General features: G+C 64.2%; 18 protein-coding genes and 1 pseudogene. 6 read left to right on the top strand and 13 right to left on the bottom strand.

The annotated features are described in order from the left end of the window. Positions 1-347: 347 nt before the first annotated feature. Complete coding sequence (locus N825_RS07760) at positions 348-998, top strand: LuxR C-terminal-related transcriptional regulator (RefSeq protein ID WP_037449240.1); 651 nt, start codon at positions 348-350, stop codon at positions 996-998. A gap of 66 nt (positions 999-1,064) precedes the next feature. On the opposite strand, the gene N825_RS07755 is transcribed toward N825_RS07760, so the two are convergent. Then, the gene (locus N825_RS07755; RefSeq protein ID WP_245613045.1) at positions 1,065-2,723 is read right to left on the bottom strand and encodes a long-chain-fatty-acid--CoA ligase; all 1,659 of its coding nucleotides are present in this window, start codon (positions 2,721-2,723) and stop codon (positions 1,065-1,067) included. Between the two features lie 383 nt (positions 2,724-3,106). On the opposite strand from N825_RS07755, the gene N825_RS40745 reads away from it, so the two are divergent. Beyond that, on the top strand, positions 3,107-3,811 hold the full coding sequence (locus N825_RS40745) for a cold-shock protein (protein ID WP_281174354.1): 705 nt from the start codon (positions 3,107-3,109) through the stop codon (positions 3,809-3,811). A gap of 52 nt (positions 3,812-3,863) precedes the next feature. Here the strand turns inward: N825_RS40745 and N825_RS07745 are convergent, their stop codons facing one another. The 4 genes from N825_RS07745 to N825_RS07730 form a co-directional block, all read right to left on the bottom strand. Then, entirely contained in the window at positions 3,864-5,096 is a 1,233-nt protein-coding gene (locus N825_RS07745; protein WP_037449230.1) for a sensor histidine kinase, read from the bottom strand. Between the two features lie 296 nt (positions 5,097-5,392). Further along, positions 5,393-6,556, bottom strand: a complete 1,164-nt coding sequence (locus tag N825_RS07740) for an osmoprotectant NAGGN system M42 family peptidase (protein ID WP_342666014.1) — start codon at positions 6,554-6,556, stop codon at positions 5,393-5,395. 80 nt (positions 6,557-6,636) lie between these two features. After that, positions 6,637-8,409 (bottom strand): N-acetylglutaminylglutamine synthetase, encoded by a 1,773-nt coding sequence (gene ngg, locus N825_RS07735; RefSeq protein ID WP_037449227.1) that lies wholly within the window; start codon positions 8,407-8,409, stop codon positions 6,637-6,639. Positions 8,410-8,412: 3 nt separating this feature from the next. Then, positions 8,413-10,185 (bottom strand): N-acetylglutaminylglutamine amidotransferase, encoded by a 1,773-nt coding sequence (locus N825_RS07730; RefSeq protein WP_037449224.1) that lies wholly within the window; start codon positions 10,183-10,185, stop codon positions 8,413-8,415. A 540-nt stretch (positions 10,186-10,725) separates the two neighbouring features. On the opposite strand from N825_RS07730, the gene N825_RS07725 reads away from it, so the two are divergent. Next, positions 10,726-11,400 (top strand): OmpW/AlkL family protein, encoded by a 675-nt coding sequence (locus N825_RS07725; RefSeq protein ID WP_037449221.1) that lies wholly within the window; start codon positions 10,726-10,728, stop codon positions 11,398-11,400. 54 nt (positions 11,401-11,454) lie between these two features. Here N825_RS07725 and mnhG read toward each other — a convergent pair whose 3' ends face one another. The 7 genes from mnhG to N825_RS07690 are packed head-to-tail and all read right to left on the bottom strand — an operon-like array spanning position 11,455 to position 17,443. Further along, the gene (gene mnhG / locus N825_RS07720) at positions 11,455-11,865 is read right to left on the bottom strand and encodes a monovalent cation/H(+) antiporter subunit G (RefSeq protein WP_084164494.1); all 411 of its coding nucleotides are present in this window, start codon (positions 11,863-11,865) and stop codon (positions 11,455-11,457) included. Further along, entirely contained in the window at positions 11,862-12,176 is a 315-nt protein-coding gene (locus tag N825_RS07715; protein WP_037449217.1) for an MrpF/PhaF family protein, read from the bottom strand. Before N825_RS07715 ends, mnhG begins: the two co-directional genes overlap by 4 nt. Next, on the bottom strand, positions 12,173-12,646 hold the full coding sequence (locus N825_RS07710; RefSeq protein WP_037449215.1) for a Na+/H+ antiporter subunit E: 474 nt from the start codon (positions 12,644-12,646) through the stop codon (positions 12,173-12,175). The genes N825_RS07715 and N825_RS07710 overlap by 4 nt, the downstream gene beginning before the upstream one ends. Then, positions 12,643-14,151, bottom strand: coding sequence for a Na+/H+ antiporter subunit D (locus tag N825_RS07705; protein WP_037449213.1), 1,509 nt, complete (start codon positions 14,149-14,151; stop codon positions 12,643-12,645). Before N825_RS07705 ends, N825_RS07710 begins: the two co-directional genes overlap by 4 nt. Beyond that, positions 14,148-14,618: a Na+/H+ antiporter subunit C gene (locus N825_RS07700; protein ID WP_063833667.1), complete on the bottom strand. Its 471-nt coding sequence runs from the start codon at positions 14,616-14,618 to the stop codon at positions 14,148-14,150. The genes N825_RS07705 and N825_RS07700 overlap by 4 nt, the downstream gene beginning before the upstream one ends. Beyond that, entirely contained in the window at positions 14,619-15,038 is a 420-nt protein-coding gene (locus N825_RS07695; RefSeq protein WP_037449211.1) for a Na+/H+ antiporter subunit B, read from the bottom strand. After that, a complete protein-coding gene (locus N825_RS07690) occupies positions 15,035-17,443 on the bottom strand; it encodes a putative monovalent cation/H+ antiporter subunit A (protein ID WP_037449209.1) in 2,409 nt (802 codons plus the stop codon). Before N825_RS07690 ends, N825_RS07695 begins: the two co-directional genes overlap by 4 nt. Positions 17,444-17,677: 234 nt before the next feature. Between N825_RS07690 and N825_RS07685 the strand changes: the two genes are divergently transcribed. Both N825_RS07685 and N825_RS07680 read left to right on the top strand, forming a co-directional pair. Beyond that, positions 17,678-17,875: a hypothetical protein gene (locus tag N825_RS07685; protein WP_037449206.1), complete on the top strand. Its 198-nt coding sequence runs from the start codon at positions 17,678-17,680 to the stop codon at positions 17,873-17,875. Positions 17,876-18,374: 499 nt separating this feature from the next. Then, positions 18,375-18,761 (top strand): hypothetical protein, encoded by a 387-nt coding sequence (locus N825_RS07680; protein ID WP_037449202.1) that lies wholly within the window; start codon positions 18,375-18,377, stop codon positions 18,759-18,761. Positions 18,762-18,844: 83 nt separating this feature from the next. Here the strand turns inward: N825_RS07680 and N825_RS39685 are convergent, their stop codons facing one another. Beyond that, positions 18,845-19,090, bottom strand: a complete 246-nt coding sequence (locus N825_RS39685) for a hypothetical protein (protein WP_198038230.1) — start codon at positions 19,088-19,090, stop codon at positions 18,845-18,847. Here N825_RS39685 and N825_RS40965 point away from each other — a divergent pair. After that, positions 19,013-19,243 (top strand): annotated as a pseudogene (locus N825_RS40965) (HD domain-containing protein); the annotation flags it as partial. The gene N825_RS39685 and the pseudogene N825_RS40965 sit on opposite strands and share 78 nt — an antisense overlap. Positions 19,244-19,281: the final 38 nt, after the last annotated feature.

Raw genomic sequence — 19,281 nt, 5'->3', positions numbered from 1 at the left:
GGTCCGGATTAGGCTCGGCGCTTCCAACCCCCTGATTCGACTCCTTCGCACAGGGCCATTGCCAGTTCCAAGCCTATCCCAACCTCACTTTTGGCGTAATCCAATATGCCCTAAAGCATATGATACTCGGATTTTATCAGCTAGGCCAGACTGCCGTCAGGTTTTCTACCTATCCTGTCTGTCTGGTTTTGGTGTGTTGGGTTTGCAACATTAACCAAACTTCCTATGATTAATTAGAAACCAAACCGATGGTAGGTTTTATTAACGAACAAAATAGTATGCTAGCGAATGAGACTACCACATAATTGCGTATGTGACGTCGGGCCAGAAACGGGAAAGGGACTAAGATGCGTATTTTAATCGGTGACGACCACGCGCTGTTTCGCGAAGGAATCAATCGGCTGCTCGAGCAGATTTTTTCCGACGCTGAATACATCCAGGCGGCGACCTTCCAGGAAGTCGTGGCGCAGTGCTCGGGGACCGAGCCTCCGGACCTCATCCTGACCGACCTCCAGATGCCGGGCTGGCCTGGTTTCGACGGCATCCGCCAGATCAAGGCCCTGCTGCCCAAGACCGCCCTGGTCGTGGTGTCCGCGTCCGAGAACGGCGCCGACGCCCGCCAGGCGATCGACCAGGGCGCTGGGGGCTTCATCCCCAAGTCGTCCAGCGTCCAGATCATGGTCAGCGCGCTGCGGCTGGTTCTGGCCGGCGGCGTCTATGTCCCGCACGCGATGATGAATTCCAGCGGCAGCGGCCTGACCAGCGTGCCGCGCGACCACTCGGGCTCGTCCGACCAGTCGTCCCACATCAGCCTGACCCAGCGGCAGCGCGATGTCCTCGGCTGCCTGCGCGAGGGCAAGTCGAACAAGCAGATCGCCTATGAGCTGGGTCTGTCCGAAGGCACGGTGAAGATCCACGTCACCGCCATCTTCAAGTCGTTGGGCGTCAAGAACCGCACCCAGGCCGTGATCAGCGCGTCCCGCCACGCGATGCGCTGAGGCCTATCCGGCGGCGCCCCCCCCTATCCATCTGGCCCGCTGAGCGGGGGCCGCCCTTGGCCCCCCTCATCCGCCGGTCCGGCGGGCCTCCTCCTCCAGCAACGCCTTCCGCGACAGCTTGCCGATCATCGTCTTCGGCAACTCGTCCCGGATCTCCAGCTGTTTCGGGATCTCGATCGGAGACAGCTTGTCCTTCAGGAACTCGGCCAGTTCGTCGCGCGTCAGCCGGTGCCCTTCGGTCAGCGTGACATAGGCCTTGACGGTCTGCCCCCGATACGGGTCGGGCACGCCGGCGACGACGCATTCCGCCACCGCCTCGTGCAGATAGATCGCCTCCTCGACATTGCGCGGATAGACGTTGTAGCCGCCGCACAGGATCATGTCCTTGATCCGATCGACGATGAAGGTGTAGCCGTCCTCGTCCATATACCCGACATCGCCGGTGTGCAGCCGGCCATCGACTAGCGACTCGGCGGTCTCGTCGGGGCGCTTCCAGTATCCCTTCATCACCTGCGGACCGCGCACGCAGATCTCACCCTTCTCGCCGATTGGCATCAGGCGGTTCCTGTCCTCCAAGCTGACGATCTCGATCACGGTGCCCGGCAGCGGGATGCCGATCGAGCCCGCCTTGTTGACGCCGTGCATCGGGTTGGCGGTCGCCACCGGCGAGGTTTCCGACAGCCCATAGCCCTCGACCAGCTTGCAGCCGGTCTTGCTCTCGAAGGCGTGCTTGACCTCGACCGGCAACGGCGCCCCGCCCGATAGGCAGAAGCGGATCGACGACAGGTCGTAGGACGCGATGTCCTTGTGGTTGACGATCGCGGTGTAGATGGTCGGCACGGCGGGGAACAGGGTCGGCTTCTTCGACTGGATCAGCTTGATGACTTGGTCGAGCTCGAACCGGGGCACCAGCACCATCTCCGCTCCCAGCACGAGCGGCAGGTTCATCACGCCGGTCATGGCGAAGACGTGGAACAGCGGCAGCACGCCCAGCATGCGCTCCTGGCCCGGCTTCGCGTCCGTGCACCACATGCGGGACTGGACGGCGTTGGCGTAGATGTTCGCGTGGGTCAGCATGGCGCCCTTCGGGACGCCGGTGGTGCCGCCGGTGTATTGCAGCACGGCGATATCCTGCGCCGGATCGATCGCGACCGGCTCCGGCTTGCCATCGTTGGCGATCAGCCGGGCGAACGGGGTGTGCCGGGCGTCCGACGGGACACGGGCGATGTCCTTGCGCTTGACGAAGGGGAACAGCCAGTTCTTCGGGAAAGGCAGGATGTCGGCCATCGGGGCGACGACGATCCGCCGCAGCCGGGTCTCGTCCAGCATCTTGGCGATCTTGCCGTACAGCACCTTGAGGTCCAGCGTGACCATGATGTCGGTCTCGCTGTCCTCGATCTGCTTGGCGACCTCCCGCTCCGCGTAGAGCGGGTTGAAGTTGACCACCGTGCCGCTGGCCTTGAGGATGCCGTGGTAGCAGATCACGAAATAGGGCGTGTTGGGCAGGAACAGGCCGACCTTGGATCCCTTGCCCACCCCCAGCGCCTGGAAGCCGCGCGCCGCCTTGTCGACCAGCGCGCCGATCTGGGCGTAGGTGTACCGCTTGTCCATGAAGTCGACGCAAGGGCGGTCGGGGAACCGGCGGACCGCGTCATCCATCAACTGGTACAGGGGGGCCACCGGGATCTCGGCGCGCCAGTCGATATCCGCCGGATACGACCGCATCCATGGATGGTCCGTGAGCCTCTCCGCCAGATCGCCCATCGCAACGTCTCCCTTGATCCCTTCGCGCCACGGCCTTGTCTCGCGACCGCTTGTTCCCCGCCCAGCCAAACCGCCGGATCCATCAACGCTACTTGCCGTTTACGTAAAGGTCAAGATCACGCATGTTAACTCTATTTTTCGAGGAAATCCGCCAAAATCATACGGACCTGTCTGTCTGAAGAATAGATCGGTCAACCGATAGAGTAGGACGAACAAAAAATTACACTGGAGACTCAAATTTTTCTGTGCATAAAATCACCGCGGGGGCAAGCCAGGGGGAACAACCGACGCTGCCCTCGAAGGTGTCAACCGCGCGCGGCGCTGGATTCGAAGGTTCTGCACACTTGTCTCGCTTCAGTCAGCACAACGCCATGTCTTTCGACGATGGCGCCCAGGCCAAGGCCTTGGTGAAATGGTTCAATGTAACCAAGGGCTTTGGTTTCGTCGCTCCGGTTGATGGCACTCCGGACGCATTCCTCCATATTTCGGTGTTGAACAAGGCGGGCTTGCAGGAGCTTAGCGACGGCACGGAACTCCTCTGCACGATCAGCCAGGGCCCCAAGGGCCCGCAAGTCACTCGGATCGTCGAAGTGCTCGGCGGGGCCCCGGCCTCGACCCGGGCACCGGTCGCCGACCGCTATGGTGACCGAGGGTCCGACCGAGGCTCGGATCGCGGCGGCTACGGCGGCGGTGGCGATCGCTACGGCGACAGCTATGGCGGCGGTGGCGACCGTTATGGCGACCGGGGCGGCTACGGTGGTGGTGGCTATGGCGGCGGTGGCTATGGCGGCGGTGATCGGTACGGCGACAGCGACTACGGCTCGTCGTCGGGCGGTCCGGAAGTCGAGATGTCGGGCACCGTCAAGTGGTTCAAGCCGGACAAAGGGTTCGGCTTCGTCACCGCCGACGACGCCAGCAAGGACGTCTTCGTCCACAAGAGCGTGCTGCGCCGGTGCGGCCTGATGCAGCTGGAAGCGGGCCAGCGCGTCCAGATGCGTGTCCAGGACGCCTCCAAGGGCCGCGAAGCCACTTGGATCATGCCGCTCTGATGTTTGACACGGACGCCTGTTCCTGGACGCGCCAGGAACAGGCGTCCGACAGTCATTCCGCTGGAATTCGGACGAACGCCTCGGTGAAGCCGTCGTGGCGATAGCTGAGGCTGCCGCCGAGTTGGTCCACCAGCGCGCCGACGATCCTCAGTCCAGCCTTGCCGGATCGCTCCGGGCTGAACCCGGCTGGCAACTGGCCCCCCGTGTCCCGGACCGACAGGTCTAGGCCGCCGCCAGGCGCCGCCCGCAGATCGACCGTCACGTGGCAGGCCGCCTCATCGGAGCCGGCCCCGTCGCAGCCGTGCCGCACGGCGTTGGTCATCAACTCGGTCATGATGATCGCCATGGCGGCGGCCAGGTCGACCGAGGCCACCACCGGAGTCGCCGTGATCGAGACGCGGTCGCCAGCCCCCAGGGCACGGGCCAGATCCTGCCCCAGCCCAGGCAGCAGCGTCGATAGATCCAGCGTCGAAACAGCATCGGAGCTAAGCAATCTCCGGTGGACCTCACCGAGCGCCACGATACGGTTCCGCGCCTCCTCGAAGCTCCGCCGGAGGGACCGGTCGGTTATCTGCGAAGCTTGGAGTTGCAGCATCGCCACCGCCGTGGCCAAGCTGTTGGCGACCCTGTGGTTCAGTTCGCGAAGCAGGGACGTCCTCTCCTCCAGCATGCGCTCCTCACGGCGCGCCATCACCGCCGACTGGCCCAGCAGGGTGCCGATGATCACGACCTTCGCGAGCCCAAGCGCCGCTCCGCCATACAGGGCACAAGCGCTGAGCCACCCTACCCAGGCGACGCGTTCCCGCAGCTGGGCTTCCCTCTCGGCCTGAAGCGCGTCGATCCTCCGCGTCACATCGGCGCCCGCGTCATCGGTGAAGCGTCCAGGAACTTCGAACTTGGTCTCCACGAGCCGAATCAAGGCGGTCAACTCGGAGGCGTCGCCCGCATCTTGGGGAACGTCCTGCGCCGAAAGATCCAACACGCGCGCCAAAGCCCGCCGGACGGCGGCGATGTTTCGAACGGTGCCCGATACCCCGGCTTCGCCAAACGCATCGCGAAGGTCATCCAATGCCACCCGCATGGCGTAGGTCGTCCTGATCGCGTGCTCACGGACGCCGACCTCATGGAACAGCAGGAGGAAGACCGCGGTCAGACCGGCGATGAACACGACCGACAGCACGGCCACGAAACGCAAACGGCGCGTCAGGGATCGGGCCAGCTTGACGGACTGGTCGGTGCCCAGGTGTTCGGCGGCCAGGGCGAAGCTATTCAAGTCCGCCGTCATGCCGCCACTTCAATTCCGCTGTAAGACCGCAACTCGACGCCACCACGAACACAGAGCCTATCGTATGAGTGAGAATAGGTCAGTGGCCATGGGAAAACCCTACCTCAACAGGATATCATCGGCTGTTTTCGTAGTGGTCCGAAGAGATATGACAGACCCATTCCTGAGAAGAATGGCAAGGATGCTCGATGGTTTCCCTACCTACTCTCATTTATTATTTAATTCTCGGGTTTTGGAGAAAATAATGGACGACTGGAATTCTCACGGTCGTCCGTTGCAGGCAATCGCGCGCCGTCTCATCCCGCCGCTTCGGCGGGCTCGGTCTTCTGATGGGGGAAGCCCTTCAGCGGCCCCATGGCATGGCGGTCGCGCTCGAAGGTCACGTCGCTCTGCATGTACAGCGCCACCAGCTCCGCCAGCGAGCGCAAGGCGTGGACATGGGTGCGCTCGTAACCATGGGAGCTGTCCACGCCGAAGCAGACCAGCGCCGTCCGGATGTCGTTGCCGGCTTCGATCGCGGCGGCGCTGTCGCACCGGTAATAGCGGAAGATGTCGCGCTGGTGCCGGATGTCGTGGTCGGAGCACAGGTCCAGCAGCTTGTGGGTCAGGTGGTAATCGAAGGGCCCGGTGCTGTCGGCCATGGCGACGGTGACGCCCGACTCGCGGCTGTTCTGGCCCGGCGCCGGCGTCGCGTTGTCGATCGACACCATCTCGGCGACGTCGCCATGCAGCACCGACGAGGCGCCCGAGCCGACCTCCTCGGAGATCGTCAGCAGCAGGTGGCAGTCGACCGGCAGCGTGACGCCGGCGTCGATCACCGCCTTGGCGGCACCGAACAGCACGGCGACGCCCGCCTTGTCGTCCAGGTGGCGGGAATTGATGAAGCCGTCGGGCTGGAACTCCGGCTGGGGATCGATCGCGACGAAATCGCCGACGTTGAAACCGTGCCGGATCAGGTCGGCGGTGTTGGAGCAGATGGCGTCGACCCGGACCTCCAGGTTGGTCCAGGCGACCGGCTGGGTGTCGATCTCCTCGTTATAGGTGTGGCCGGACGCCTTCAGCGGCAGGATGGTGCCGCGATAGGAGCCGTGATCGGTGAAGATCGTGCAGCGGGCACCCTCCGCGAAGCGCGCCGACCACGTCCCGATCGCCACCAGCTCCAAGCGGCCATTGGACTTCAGGCCCTTGACCTGGGCGCCCAGCGTGTCGACGTGGGCCACGATGGCCCGGTCGGGGCTGTTGAGGCGCCCCTTGATGTCGGCGCGGATGGCGCCGCGCCGGGTCAGTTCGAACGGGATACCCAGCCGCTTCAACTCTCGTCCGCAGAAGTGGACGATCTCGTCGGTGTAGCCGGTTGGGCTTGGGATCCTCAGCAGGCTATCCAGCATGGAAAGCACGTAATCCATGTCGATCGCCGGCCGGGCCGGAGGCGCCAGCGCCTCCGATCCCTGGGTATCCAAGGGTGTCTGATCCAAGGGAATCGGCTGGTGTCTGTCCGCTGGTGGGCGTTGCATTTTTCAAGCTTCTCGCTTCGTTTCCCCTATCCGTTGGATAGGGGCTTGGTGTTCGGGAACAACAAGTCAACGAAACGCTCGGCGGTCGGCTGAGGTTCATGGTTGGCGAGGCCGGGGCGCTCATTGGCCTCGATTATGACATAATCGGGCTGTGTCACCGACGGAACCAGGAGGTCGAACCCCACCAGCGGGATGTCCAGCGCCTTGGCGCCCGCGATGGCGGCATCCACCAGCGTGCGGTGCAGCCGGTCGGTGACGTCGTGGATGGTGCCGCCGGTGTGGAGGTTGGCGGTCTTGCGGACCGGCAGGACCGTGCCTTCCGGCAATACGTCCGTCATGGAGAAGCCGTTGGCGGCGACGCAGCGCTCGGTCTCGGCGTCCATGGGGATGCGGCTCTCGCCGCCGGTGGCCGCCGCCCGCCGCCGGCTCTGAGCCTCGATCAGTTCGGCGACCGTGTGCTCTCCCGTTCCGGTCACCTCGGCCGGCCGCCGGATCGCGGCGGCGACCACGCGGTAATCGATCACGATGATCCGCAGGTCATCGCCTTCGACGAACTGTTCCAGCAGCACCGTCTCGGCGTGGTTGCGGGCCTCGGCCACCGCCTTGGCGACATCCTCCGGCGTTCGGACATCGACCGTGATGCCCTTGCCCTGCTCGCCCCTGGCGGGCTTGACGACGATGGACCCGTGCTTCTCCAGGAAGGCGGCGTCGTCCCCGGGCTCGGCGGCGACCTGCTGCGCCGGGACGCTCAGCCCCGCCTTGACCATCAGACGACGCGTCACCGCCTTGTCATCGCAGCGGCTCATGGCGACCGCCGTGGTCAGTTCGCTCAGGCTCTCCCGGCAGGTGATCGACCGGCCGCCATAGCTGAGGGTGAAGTAGCCGCCCTCGGCGTCCACCACCTCGACCCCGATACCGCGCCGGCGGGCCTCGTTGATGATGATCATCGCGTAGGGGTTCAGCGTCTCGTCGGGCGGCGGCCCGACATAGAGCTTCTCGTTGATCGAGTTCTTGGTCTTCAAGGCGAACACCGGCACCCGTTGGAAACCCAATTTCTCGTAAAGCGCTATGGCGTTGGCGTTGTCGTGCATCACGGACAGGTCCATGAAGCTCCGCCCGCGCGCCTGGAAGTGCTCGGCCAGCGTCCGCACCAGGTTCTCGCCGATGCCGGGGAACGAGGCCTGCGGATCGACCGCCAGACACCACAGGGACGAGCCGTCCTCCGGATCGTTGAAGGCCCGGCCGTGGTCGACCCCGGTGACCGATCCGATCACGGAGTTGGTCGCGGCGTCGACCGCGACGAAATAGGTCAGGACGCGGCTGTTGCGCTGGTCATGGAAGAAGTGCGACGGCACCTGCACCATGTTCCGGCTGGCGTAGATCCGGTTGACCGCCTCGGCGTCCTCGACCGTCCGCAGCCGGCGCACCGTGAAACCGCGCGGGCGCCGGCGGCTGGGCCGATAATTCTCCAGCCACAGCCTGTAGGTGTGCGATGGGTCGAGGAACAGTTCCTGCGGCGCCAGTGACAGGGCCACGTGGGGATCCCGCAGGTACAGCGCGATGTCGCGCCGCCCCTGGGTCTCGTCCCGCAGCGCCTGGGCCAGGTCCGGGAGTTCCTTGAAGGTGTGGGCGAACAGCAGCCGGCCCCAGCCGCAATCGACCGTGACATTCTCCTCGAGGCCGGCGTGGTCCGGGTGGCCCTGGTCGCGCGAATACCAGTTGCGCAGGGACGGCGCGTTGCGCCGCTCCAGGCGATGCCGCGCGCGGGGCTGAGGGCGGGGATTGGGAGGTTGGGTCATCGATCAGATGCCATGTGTCTGGAGCCAATATTCCAGCAGGGCGACCTGCCAGAGCTTCGAGCCGCGCAGTGGCGTGATGTGCTTGTCCGGATCGGCCAGCAGCCGGTCGACATAGGGCCGCTGGAACAGGCCCCGCTCGCGCGCCTTCGGCTGGTTCAACACGTCGCGGACGAGTTCGAGGTAGGGACCGCGCAGATATTTGAGCGCCGGCATCGGGAAGTAGCCCTTGGGGCGGTCGATCACCTCGGACGGGACGACCTTCCGGCCGGCCTCCTTCAGGACGTATTTGCCGCCCTCGGCGATCTTCAGCTCGGGCGGGACCCGCGCCGCCAGTTCGACCAAGTCATGGTCCAGGAAGGGCACACGGCCCTCCAGGCCCCAGGCCATGGTCATGTTGTCGACCCGCTTGACGGGATCGTCGACCAGCATGACGTTGGTGTCGAGGCGCAGCGCCTTGTCGATCGGCCGGTCGGCGCCCGGCTGGGCGAAGTGACGCTCCACGAAGGCGCGGCTGTGATCCTCGCCCAGCATGCGCGGATCGAGCACCTCGGCCATCTCCTTGTGGTCGCGGTCGAAGAAGACCTTGGCGTAGTCGCCGACCGGGTCGCGGCTCTCCATCATCGGCGGATACCAGTGATATCCCCCGAAGATCTCGTCGGCGCCCTGCCCGCTCTGCACGACCTTGACGTGCTTCGAGACCTCCTGTGACAGCAGGTAGAAGCCGATCGCGTCGTGGCTGACCATGGGCTCCGCCATGGCGCGGACGCAGTTCTCCAATTCCGGCAAGGCCCGGCCGCTGTCGATGAACAGCTTGTGGTGGTCGGTGTCGAACCGCTTGGCGATGATGTCGGAATACTGGAACTCGTCGCCGCTCTCCTCGCCGACGGTTTCGAACCCGATCGAGAAGGTCTTGAGACCGGTCTGCCCGGCCTCCGCCAGCAGGGCCACGATGATCGAGCTGTCCAGCCCGCCCGACAGCAGCACGCCGACCGGCACGTCCGAGACCAGCCGCCGCTCGACCGCCTTCCGGAGCGTCGCCAGCACGAGATCCTGCCAATCCTCCTTGGACAGCCGCTCGTCGCCGGCCTGGGGCCCGAAATCGGCCTTCCAATAGACCTCCTCGCGGCGCTCGCCATTGGGCTCGACCGTGAGCAGTGTCGCCGGGGCCAACTTGCGGACACCCTTGAGGATGGTGTGGGGAGCCGGCACGACGGCGTGGAAGCTCATGTAGTGGTGCAGTGCCACCGGGTCGATGTCGGTGTCGATGCCGCCCGCCGCCGCCAGGGCCGGCAGGGTCGAGGCGAAGCGGATCATGCCCGGCGTCTCGGCCAGGTAGAGCGGCTTGATGCCGAGCCGGTCGCGGCCCAGCACGACCCGGCCGCTCTCGCGTTCCAGGATCGCGAAGGCGAACATGCCGTACAGTCTCTCGACGAACCGCGGCCCCCACGCGTGATAGGCCTTCAGCATCACCTCGGTGTCGCCATGGGAGAAGAACCGGTAGCCCTCCCCCTCCAACTCGGCGCGCAGTTCCGGGTAATTGTAGATGCAGCCGTTGAACACGATGGTCAGCCCCAGGGCCGGATCGACCATGGGCTGCTGGGCGGCGTCGGAAAGGTCGATGATCTTGAGGCGGCGATGGCCGAACGCCACTCGCCCCTGGGCGAAGACACCCGCGCTGTCGGGGCCGCGGGGCGCCAGCACGTCAGCCATGGCGGTGATCGCCCTGCTGTCGGCGGCGCTTCGATCGAGCCTTATCTCACCGCAAATGCCACACATGGGTTGTCTGATCTCCTGCTTGTTGGTCGGCTGCCGAAGCGGTCTGGTCAACTCCCAGCGCGGTCGGCGGCACCGGTGGTCAAGGGGAGCGTCACCCTGTCGCGGGCGACACCAGGGCATCGGAAGCACTCTCCAGTGCTCGGTTCCTGTTTAAACACGTCGAGGCCGAATAAGTTCGAATCGTGGCGAACCAATACGTGAAGCCAGAGCCGTAATAGAAAATACCGAAAACGATATATCCGATTATTGAGCCAAGACATCATCAGATGACGTGAAACGGCTTTACTCTTCAGCACTCGGCAAGCCTAGATGCACAAAAATTCACCGTTCTGAATTCAGATCCGGTCTCGAAGTAGACAGATCTGTTTCTCTAGTACTTTTTGCCGTTTCTCATGACTTTACTAAATATAACAAACAACTGATTGTTGGTGTTTCCAGCTAATACACCCTCCTAGCCATGATATTGGGGGTGTGATAGAGACCCATTCTGACGAGAAATGCTTCGTTCCAAAGAATTCAAAGAACAATGGAGTACTAAGAATGTTTCGTTCCTGGCGTGTCGCCTGTGCCGTTTCTGCCCTGACCGCAGCCCTGTTCGCCGCCGGCACGCCGGCGCCGGCCAGCGCGCAGGACGCTGGGGCCTTCAAGCCCAAGGCCGCCGGCGACATCAACATCCGCTTGCGCGGCATCGGCGTGATCCCGACCGAGCGCGGCGACATCAAGACCGCCGGCGGCACCGACACCACCCTCGACACCCGTCTCGGCAACGCCTATGTCCCGGAAGTGGACGTCTCGTACTTCCTGACCGAGAACCTCGCGCTCGAGTTGATCGCCGCGACGACCAAGCATGACGTCGACGCCTCCAACGGCCTCGACCTGGGCAGCGTGTGGCTGCTGCCGCCGACCCTGACCCTGCAATACCACTTCCTGCCGAAGGAGCGGTTCAGCCCCTATGTCGGCGCCGGCGTCAACTACACCCTGTTCTACAACGAGAAGAAGGGCGCCCTGCGCTCGATCAGCTACGAGGACGGCTTCGGCATCGCCCTCCAGGCCGGTATCGACTACGCGATCTCCGGCCCCTGGTCGCTGAACGTCGACGTCAAGAAGCTGTGGCTGAACACGGACGTCAAGGCCAACCTCGGCGGCACCGCGCTGAAGGCCGACGTGGACATCAACCCCTGGATCTTCGGCGTCGGCCTCGGCTATCGCTTCTGATCCAGCCGCTTCGGCGAACTCCGGAAAACGCGGGCCTCGGCCCGCGTTTTTCGTTCAGGGGTTTCGTTCCTCCCGTTCCTCCTGACCACGCTCCCGTTTCTCCCGTTCCTGTTTTTCACATTCCCGCCGTTCGTGGTCGGCGCGCAGCTCGTCCATCACGGTTCCTGGCCAAAGCTTGGTACCCGTGACATAGGCGGCCCGACCAATGATGTGGGCGCCGACCGGGACGGTCAGCAGCAGGAACAGGATGGCGGCGACGGCGCGGGCGACGATCTGGTCGGTGCCGTAAAGGACGGCGACGGCGGCCAGGATCATGCCGGCTCCCAACGTGCCGGACTTGCTCGACGCGTGCATCCGGATCAGCACGTCGGGCAGGCGCAGCACGCCTATGGCGCTGATCAGGGAGAACGCGGCACCGCCCAGCAGCAGCGCCGCGGTCAGGATCTCCAGCAAGAGGACGCTCATGCCCGGGGCTCCTCGACACCGCTGTCATGGCGCCCCCGGCGCTCCAGGAAACGGGCATAGGCGACGGTGCCCAGGAACGCGACCAATCCCAGCGCGATGGCGGCGTCCAGGAACGCCGGCTGGTCCTCCCGGATCGTGAAGACCGCGATGACGCTCACCGCCAGCAATGTCAGCAGGTCGAGCGCCACGATCCGATCGGCCAGCGACGGGCCCCGGACCAGCCGCACGAAGGCGATCAGCATCGACACCAGCAGCGCCACCAGGGTGATCTCGATCGACCAGTTCAGAAAGGGCGACAGGTCGGTTCTCATCGCATCAACTCCAGCAGACGGCGTTCGATGCCATGCTTGATCGCGGCGCGGAATTCGTCCGGATCGTCGATGAACATGGCGTGGATGTACAGGCAGTCACGATCCGGCGAGACGTCGATCGTCACGCTGCCGGGCGTCAGGTTGATCAGGTTGGCGAGCAGCGTGATCTCCAGATCGGTCCTGGCCTCGATCGGCACCCGCACGATCCCCGGCCGGGCGTGGATCAGGGGTGTCACGACATCGTAGGCGACCCGAAGGCTGGCGATCACCATCTCCTTCACGAAGTAGAAGAAGAACCCGATGATGCGCCACAGTTTGCGAAAGTAGGGACTGCCGCCGAACAGCGGGTGGGCGATCCACAGCACGCCGTAGCCGACGATGAAGCCGGCCAACAGGCCGCCCAGGCTGAACGAGCCGGAGACGGCCTGCCAGACGATCGCCAGCCCCAGGTTGAACATGAACAACCTCATGGCCGAACTCCCATGACCGCGTCGATATAAGGCGTCCGCTCCAACAGCTCGCCGGAAGCCCGCGTGGCGAGATCCAGGAAGGGCTGGGCCCATAGTCCGATGGCGATGGTGAGGGCCGCGAAGACCATGATCGGACCGATCAGCAACGCGCGCTCGGTCGCGGTCAGATCGCCGATGCCCAAGGTGCGGGCCGGACCTTCGGGATGGGGTTTCCAGAACGCCTCGCCCCAGATCTTGGTCATGGAGAACAGGGTCAGGGCTCCGACCAGGACAGCGGTCGCGGCGATGGCATATGAGCCGATCTCCAGGCTGGCCCGGATCAGCACCAATTTTGCCCAGAAACCCGACAAGGGAGGGATTCCGGAGAGGCTGAGCGCCGGGATCAGGAACAGCACCACCAGTAGGGGCGACGCCTTGTACAATCCCCCGATCCTCTTCAACTCCATCGACCCGGTCAGCCGCCTGATGATGCCAGCCACCAGGAACAGGTTGGTTTTGACGATGATGTGGTGGACGAGATAGAAGACCGCGCCGATCAGGCCCAGCGGCGTGTACAAGGCCAGCCCCATGATCATGTAGCCGATCTGGCTGATGATGTGGAACGACAGGATGCGCCGGATCTCGTTCTGCGCCGCGGCGCCGAGCACCCCGGTCACCATGGTCAGGCCGGCCACGACAAGCAGGGCGCCATGGGTATAGGCGACGTCGCTGGTGAAGATCAGCGTGAAGGTCCGGACCAAGGCGTAGACACCCACCTTGGTCAGCAACCCCGCGAAGATCGCCGAGACCGCCACGGCGGGGGTGTGATAGGAGGCCGGCAGCCAGAAGAATAGGGGAAAGACGGCGGATTTGATGCCGAACGCGATCATGAACAGGACGGCGATGGTGGTCACCAGCCCCCGCTGCTCGACATGCGGCAGCCGCAGCGCCAGATCGGCCATGTTCAGCGTGCCGGTCAATCCATAGAGGGTGCCGATCGCGATCAGGAACATGACGGTGGAGACAAGGTTGATCGCGGCGTATTTGATCGCTCCGTCCAGCTGCTCCTTCTCGGAACCGAGCGCCAGCAGCGCGAAGGACGCGATCAGCATCACCTCGAACCAGACATACAGGTTGAACAGGTCGCCGGTGATGAAGGCGCCGGTCACTCCCGTCAGCAGCACGTGGTAGAGCGGATGGAAGCCGTTGTTCTCCCGGTTCTCGTTCATGTCGGACAGGCTGTAGAGGCAGACGCCGAAGCCCATGACGCCGGTGATCAGCACCATGACCGCGCTGAGGTGATCCGCCACCAGCGTGATGCCGAACGGAGCCGGCCAGTCGCCCATCTGCCCGGCCAGGATGCCGCCCCGCCAGACCTGGACCATCAGGAGAATGGTGGTGATCAGATGCAGCCCGGCTCCACAGGCGCTGACGGCGCGCTGGGCCGGCCGCTGGTTCCACAACAGGACGGCCAGCGCCGCGGTCGTCATGGGCACCAGGATGGGTGCTATGAGGAACCAACTCATGCGGGGTCGCTCCCGTTGGCGCTCATCCGGTTGTCGACGCGGTTGCCAACCCGGCGGGCGGCGTCGCGGACGTGGATCCGATGCGGGTTTTCCGGCTCCGGGATGTCCTGGTCGTCATAGGGCGGCTCGGCCAGCCGCATGCGGTCGCTGTCGATCGTTCCCAACTCCTGATATGTCCGGTAGACCAGAACCAGCGCGAAGGCGAGCAGGCCGAAACTGATGACGATCGCCGTCAGGATGAGGGCCTGCGGCAAGGGGTTGGCGTGGACGCCAGCGAGATCCCTGGCGCCCTTGGCGATCAGCGGCGGCGCCCCCTCGACCATGCCGCCCGCCGAGAAGATCACGAAATTGGCGGCGTTGCTGAGCAGGATCAGGCCGAACAGCACCCGGACCAGATTGTGGCTGAGCAGCAGGTAGACGCTGCCCGCCGCCATGGCGCCCACGGTGAAGGCCATCAGGGTTTCCACCTAGACGTCCTCCTCTTCCAGGGCCAGGACGATGGTCAGCACCGCCCCGATCACGACGAGGAAGACGCCGATGTCGAACAGCAGCGGCGTGCCGACGTGGAACGTCGCCTCCCCCTCGCCCCAATGCAACCATTGGGCTCGCATGAAGGCGTCGCCGAACAGGGCGGCCGGGAGGCCCGCCGCCACGGCGCACAGGACTCCGGCGGCGGCGAGCGCCTTGGGGTCGATGACCATCAGCTGGCGGGCCGCCGCCGGTCCGAAGGCGATGGAGTGGAGCGCGAAGGCGCTGGCGGCGATCAGGCCGCCGATGAACCCGCCTCCGGGCTCGTTGTGGCCGCGCAGCAGGATGAAGATCGAGAACAGCAGCATCAGGCTGAGCAGGAGCCGGGTGGCGGTCCGCAGGATCAGGCTTTCCGTCACGGACGGTCTCCATTCTGTTCGATCACGGACGGTTTGCCGTCCTGTTGGGATGAGGTGGCGTCGGCGTCCTCGGGAGACTCGCGGCGCGCGCGTTTGGGCCGCGCCTTCAGCAGGCTGAAGGCGCCGAGCCCGGCGGTCGTCACGACGAGGACCTCGCCCAGCGTGTCGACCGCCCGGAAATCGACCAGGATCACGTTGACCACATTCCGCCCGAATCCTTCGGTGAGGCTGCGGCTGGCGAAGAAATCACTGAGGTCCAGCGGGATCGGCAGGTCGATGACCGACAGCATCAGCGCCGTGACGACCGCGCCGAACGCGATCGAGATGACGGCGTCGCGAAGCGCGCTGCGCCGGTTGGGCCGCGCGAAGGCGGTCAGGCGCGGCAGCCGGGCGAGGACGAGCGCCACGATGATGACGACCAGCGTCTCGACCATGAACTGGGTGATCGCCACGTCGGGAGCGCCGTAGAGCAGGAAGATCAGGGCGATGACGACACCGACCACGCCGAGCGACAGGATCGCAACCAGCCTGGACGTCGCCAGCACCGCCGCCGCCGTCGCCGTCAGCACGATCAAGGCCAGCGCCCAGGCGGTGTATGGGGCGTCCAACTCCATCAGCGAGGGAGCGGTCAAGGCGTCGAAGGCCACCATCGTCGCGGCGATCGCCACCGTGGTGAACGTGATGGTGAACATGACGTAGTGACGGAGATAGCCGGATTGGATCACGCGCGTCTGCGCGGCGGCGAGCTTGACCAGCCCCTTCAGGAAGCCATCCCATCCCCTGTCCGAGTCGTAGCGGAGCGCCGCCGCCACGCCGTCGAACCCGGCCTTGACGCGCGGCCAACCAAGGTAGAGGACGATGCCCAGGGCCACCGTGGCGACGCTGAGCCAGAGCGGCGGCGTCAACCCTCCCCATAGGTAGATGTGGACCTCCATCGGCCGCCCGGCCAGCGAGGCCGCGACCGGCGCCACCAGCAGGCGCTCCAGCTCGCCATGGAACACGCCCAGACCAAGACCGGCGGCGGCGAGGACGATGGGTCCGAGCCACAGGCCGATGGGCGCCTCGTGGGCCGCTTTGGGAGTTTCGGTCCGCGCGCCCAGGAAGGGCTTGATGAAGACCAGACCGGCGGTGACCATCATCAACGCGTTGGAGACGACCATCGCGGCGGTGACGACCCAACCGAGCGCCGGCATGCCGCCATCCTCCGCCAGACCCAGCGTGCTGGAGTACATGAACTCCTTGCCGATGAAGCCCAGGAAGGGTGGCAGGCCGGCGTTGGACAGGGCCGCCAAGCCTATCGCGGCGGCGGTCACCGGCATCAGCCGGAGCAGACCGCCCAACTCGCCGACCTGCCGCGTGCCGGTCTCGTGATCGACCGCGCCGACACCCATGAACAGCGCGCCCTTGTAGCAGGCGTGGGCCAGCAGATAGACGGTGAAGGTCTCCAGCGCGTAGGTCCCGCCGATTCCGATCAGCATGGTCAGCTGGCCCAGGGCGGTGATCGTGGTGTAGGCGAGGATGCGCTTGAGGTCCGTCTGTCGGACCGCCAGCACGGCGCCCAGCACCGCCGTGATGGAGCCGACCGTCACGAGGGTGAGCGTCCAGGCTTCCGTCCCGCCCAGCGTCGGGGCGAGCCTCGCCATCAGGTAGATGCCCGCCTTGACCATGGTGGCGGAATGCAGGTACGCGCTGACCGGGGTCGGCGCGTCCATCGCGTTGGGCAACCAGAAGTGGAAGGGGAACTGCGCCGACTTGGTGAAGGCACCGGCCAGGATCAGGAAGAGGATCGCGGTATAGTATGGATGTTCCCGCAGGAACCCGCCGCGGTCGGCCAGTTCGGACAGTTCGAAACCGCCTCCGACGATCCCCAGCAGGATCAGCCCGGCCATCATGATCAGACCGCCCAGCGAGGTCACCAGCAGGGCCTGCAAGGCGGAGCGGCGCGACTGGGGACTGTCGTGCAGGTAGCCGATCAGCAGGAACGAGGTGACGCTGGTCAGCTCCCAGAACACGATCAGGGCGATGACGTTGTCCGCCAGCACCACTCCCAGCATCGAGCCCATGAAGGCCAGGATGAACAGGAAGAAGCGCGGCAGCATGGCGTCGCCACGCAGGTAGCCGCCGGAATAGACGACGATCAGGGCGCCGATGCCGCAGATCATCAGCGCGAAGGTGACGCTCAGCCCATCAAGGTAAAAGGACAGGTTGACGCCGAGCCCTGGTATCCAGGGCGTCACCTCGCGCACGGCCTCGCCCGCCGCGATCCCCGGGACGAAGGAGGCGAACCAGACCGTCAGGAATGCTGGCGGGATCGCGAGGACCCATCCGGCGTGACGAGGCCATCGGCGTGCGACAATTGGTGCGATCACCGCCCACGCGAAGATGCCGAGAATGGCACTCAGCATCGGCGAAACTTCGCCGTGAGTTCCATGGTTCCCCCTGCCGACTGGTCGACTGTTGATTTTGCTCGAAAAGACGGGGGCTATATGGGGAACGACCGACCTGTTTCAACATGAATGGTTTTATTTGAATTTTATTATATTCGCTCGGGAAAGCTGGCAGCGACAGCTTGCCGCGCGTGTCTTGGTTGGCGCGCGCTTATAGTCGAGGCAAGGGAGACAAAGTTGCAGGGGTGTTAGATGTCCGACCGCGCTATCGTGGCGCTGGGAGTGTGGCTCCTATTGCTCGTGCTCATGGGCACCGCCACGATCGGGATCGCCATAGCGTTCTACATCGCCCTGGGACTGGTGATGCTGCTGCTGGCCGCGATCCTTTTCGTCACGTCCCGCCGACGGACCAGCGCCCGCCAAGCGGGAACCGGCGCCGGGAGAGCGTGAGAGCGGCCGGCGGCGGTCGCCATCGCTCGCGGATTTGGGCCGGGCGGATTGCCGACGTCCAGGTATCGCGTGCCGAGATCGCGAGGCGCTCCTTGAAAGACGCCGAGTCGACCCACTGAAGATCGAGGAGCTTTCGTCTCCTGCCGTGGCATGGCCCTCGGACGAGGCCCCGCTCAAGCGAAGCCGCCACTCATGGCGCGATGATCACGCGTGAGCGGGCGAACCGTTCGATCTAACCATAAAAGGCGGATATGCCGCCGCGTGTTCCGCCCAAACAGGACCCCGCCACGGGTGCCTTGATGTAAGTTATTGATCCGGTGAGGATCATGGCGTGTGGGACAGCGCCAAACCGTCGCGGGTAATGTCACTTGGATGGCTCTGGACGACAAGCCGCGGCACCAGCCTCTCAAGCCATCGCGATAGATCGTGTACCATGCCCCGCACTTCGCTATACCTTGTACGCAAGGACCATGAAACACCAAAAGGTTGAAGATAGTTCATGCTTCAGATCCTTACTTCCGATCAGTTCGTCGCCGGAGTCATCTCGGTTCTCGCGCTGCAAAATCGCAGGAACTTCGTGCTGACCGATACTGAACTGGATGAACGGTTCCAAAGGGCTTTCGAAGATTTGGTCACCCACGAGCAAGACCTGGAGGTGACACCCAATTTCACCTTCTACGTCGATAAGTTCCACGGAGACTCGGTTTGCCTTCGCGACACCCTGCTCGCCGCGAAGGAAAAGGAGTTGATCGCGCTCAACAACCCGACCTTCAGAACATTCGAAATCAAACTTGATCAGCCCAGAGCCGAACGCTACCTCGGAAAAATACCTCTTCCTCGCGCGTTTTTGGAAAAAATAGTTGAAAAACACTTTGCCGACCTATAGCAGAAGGAGAGATTTCTTTCTGTTTTTTGGCAGGCCGAATGTTTTCCTTGAAGGAAGTCGAAGCGCTCGCCGGACGTTTCGCGTCATCGCTGTTGGACGATTATGTCGCCGAGATCAGGGACGCGGATCAAACCTTCACCCGGAAAGAGATCAATGACGCCGTTTGAGGAACGATCAGCCTGACACCTGTCGAGGTGGCGATCCTCGACTCGCCGCTTCTTCAAAGACTCCGTTCGATACGACAACTGGGCGTGGTACATTGGGTTTATCCACGAGCCATTCACACGCGCTTCGAGCACACGCTGGGAGTGCTCTTTCAAGTCCAGCATCTTACCTCCGCGATCAATACTCTCGGAACTCAAAATAAGATCTCCTGCCTGATCGGCAAGGACCAAGTAAACCTGCTTCGGTTATGCGCGCTGTTCCATGACGTCGGGCATGCCGCTTTTTCCCACGTATCCGAAATGGCACTTGAAAGCCTGCCCGACGTCAAGCCACTCAGCGCTGAGTTCTCAAGACT

It is taken from the genome of Skermanella stibiiresistens SB22 (assembly GCF_000576635.1).
Lineage (GTDB): Bacteria > Pseudomonadota > Alphaproteobacteria > Azospirillales > Azospirillaceae > Skermanella > Skermanella stibiiresistens.
This window is presented reverse-complemented; position numbering and strand designations above follow the sequence as displayed.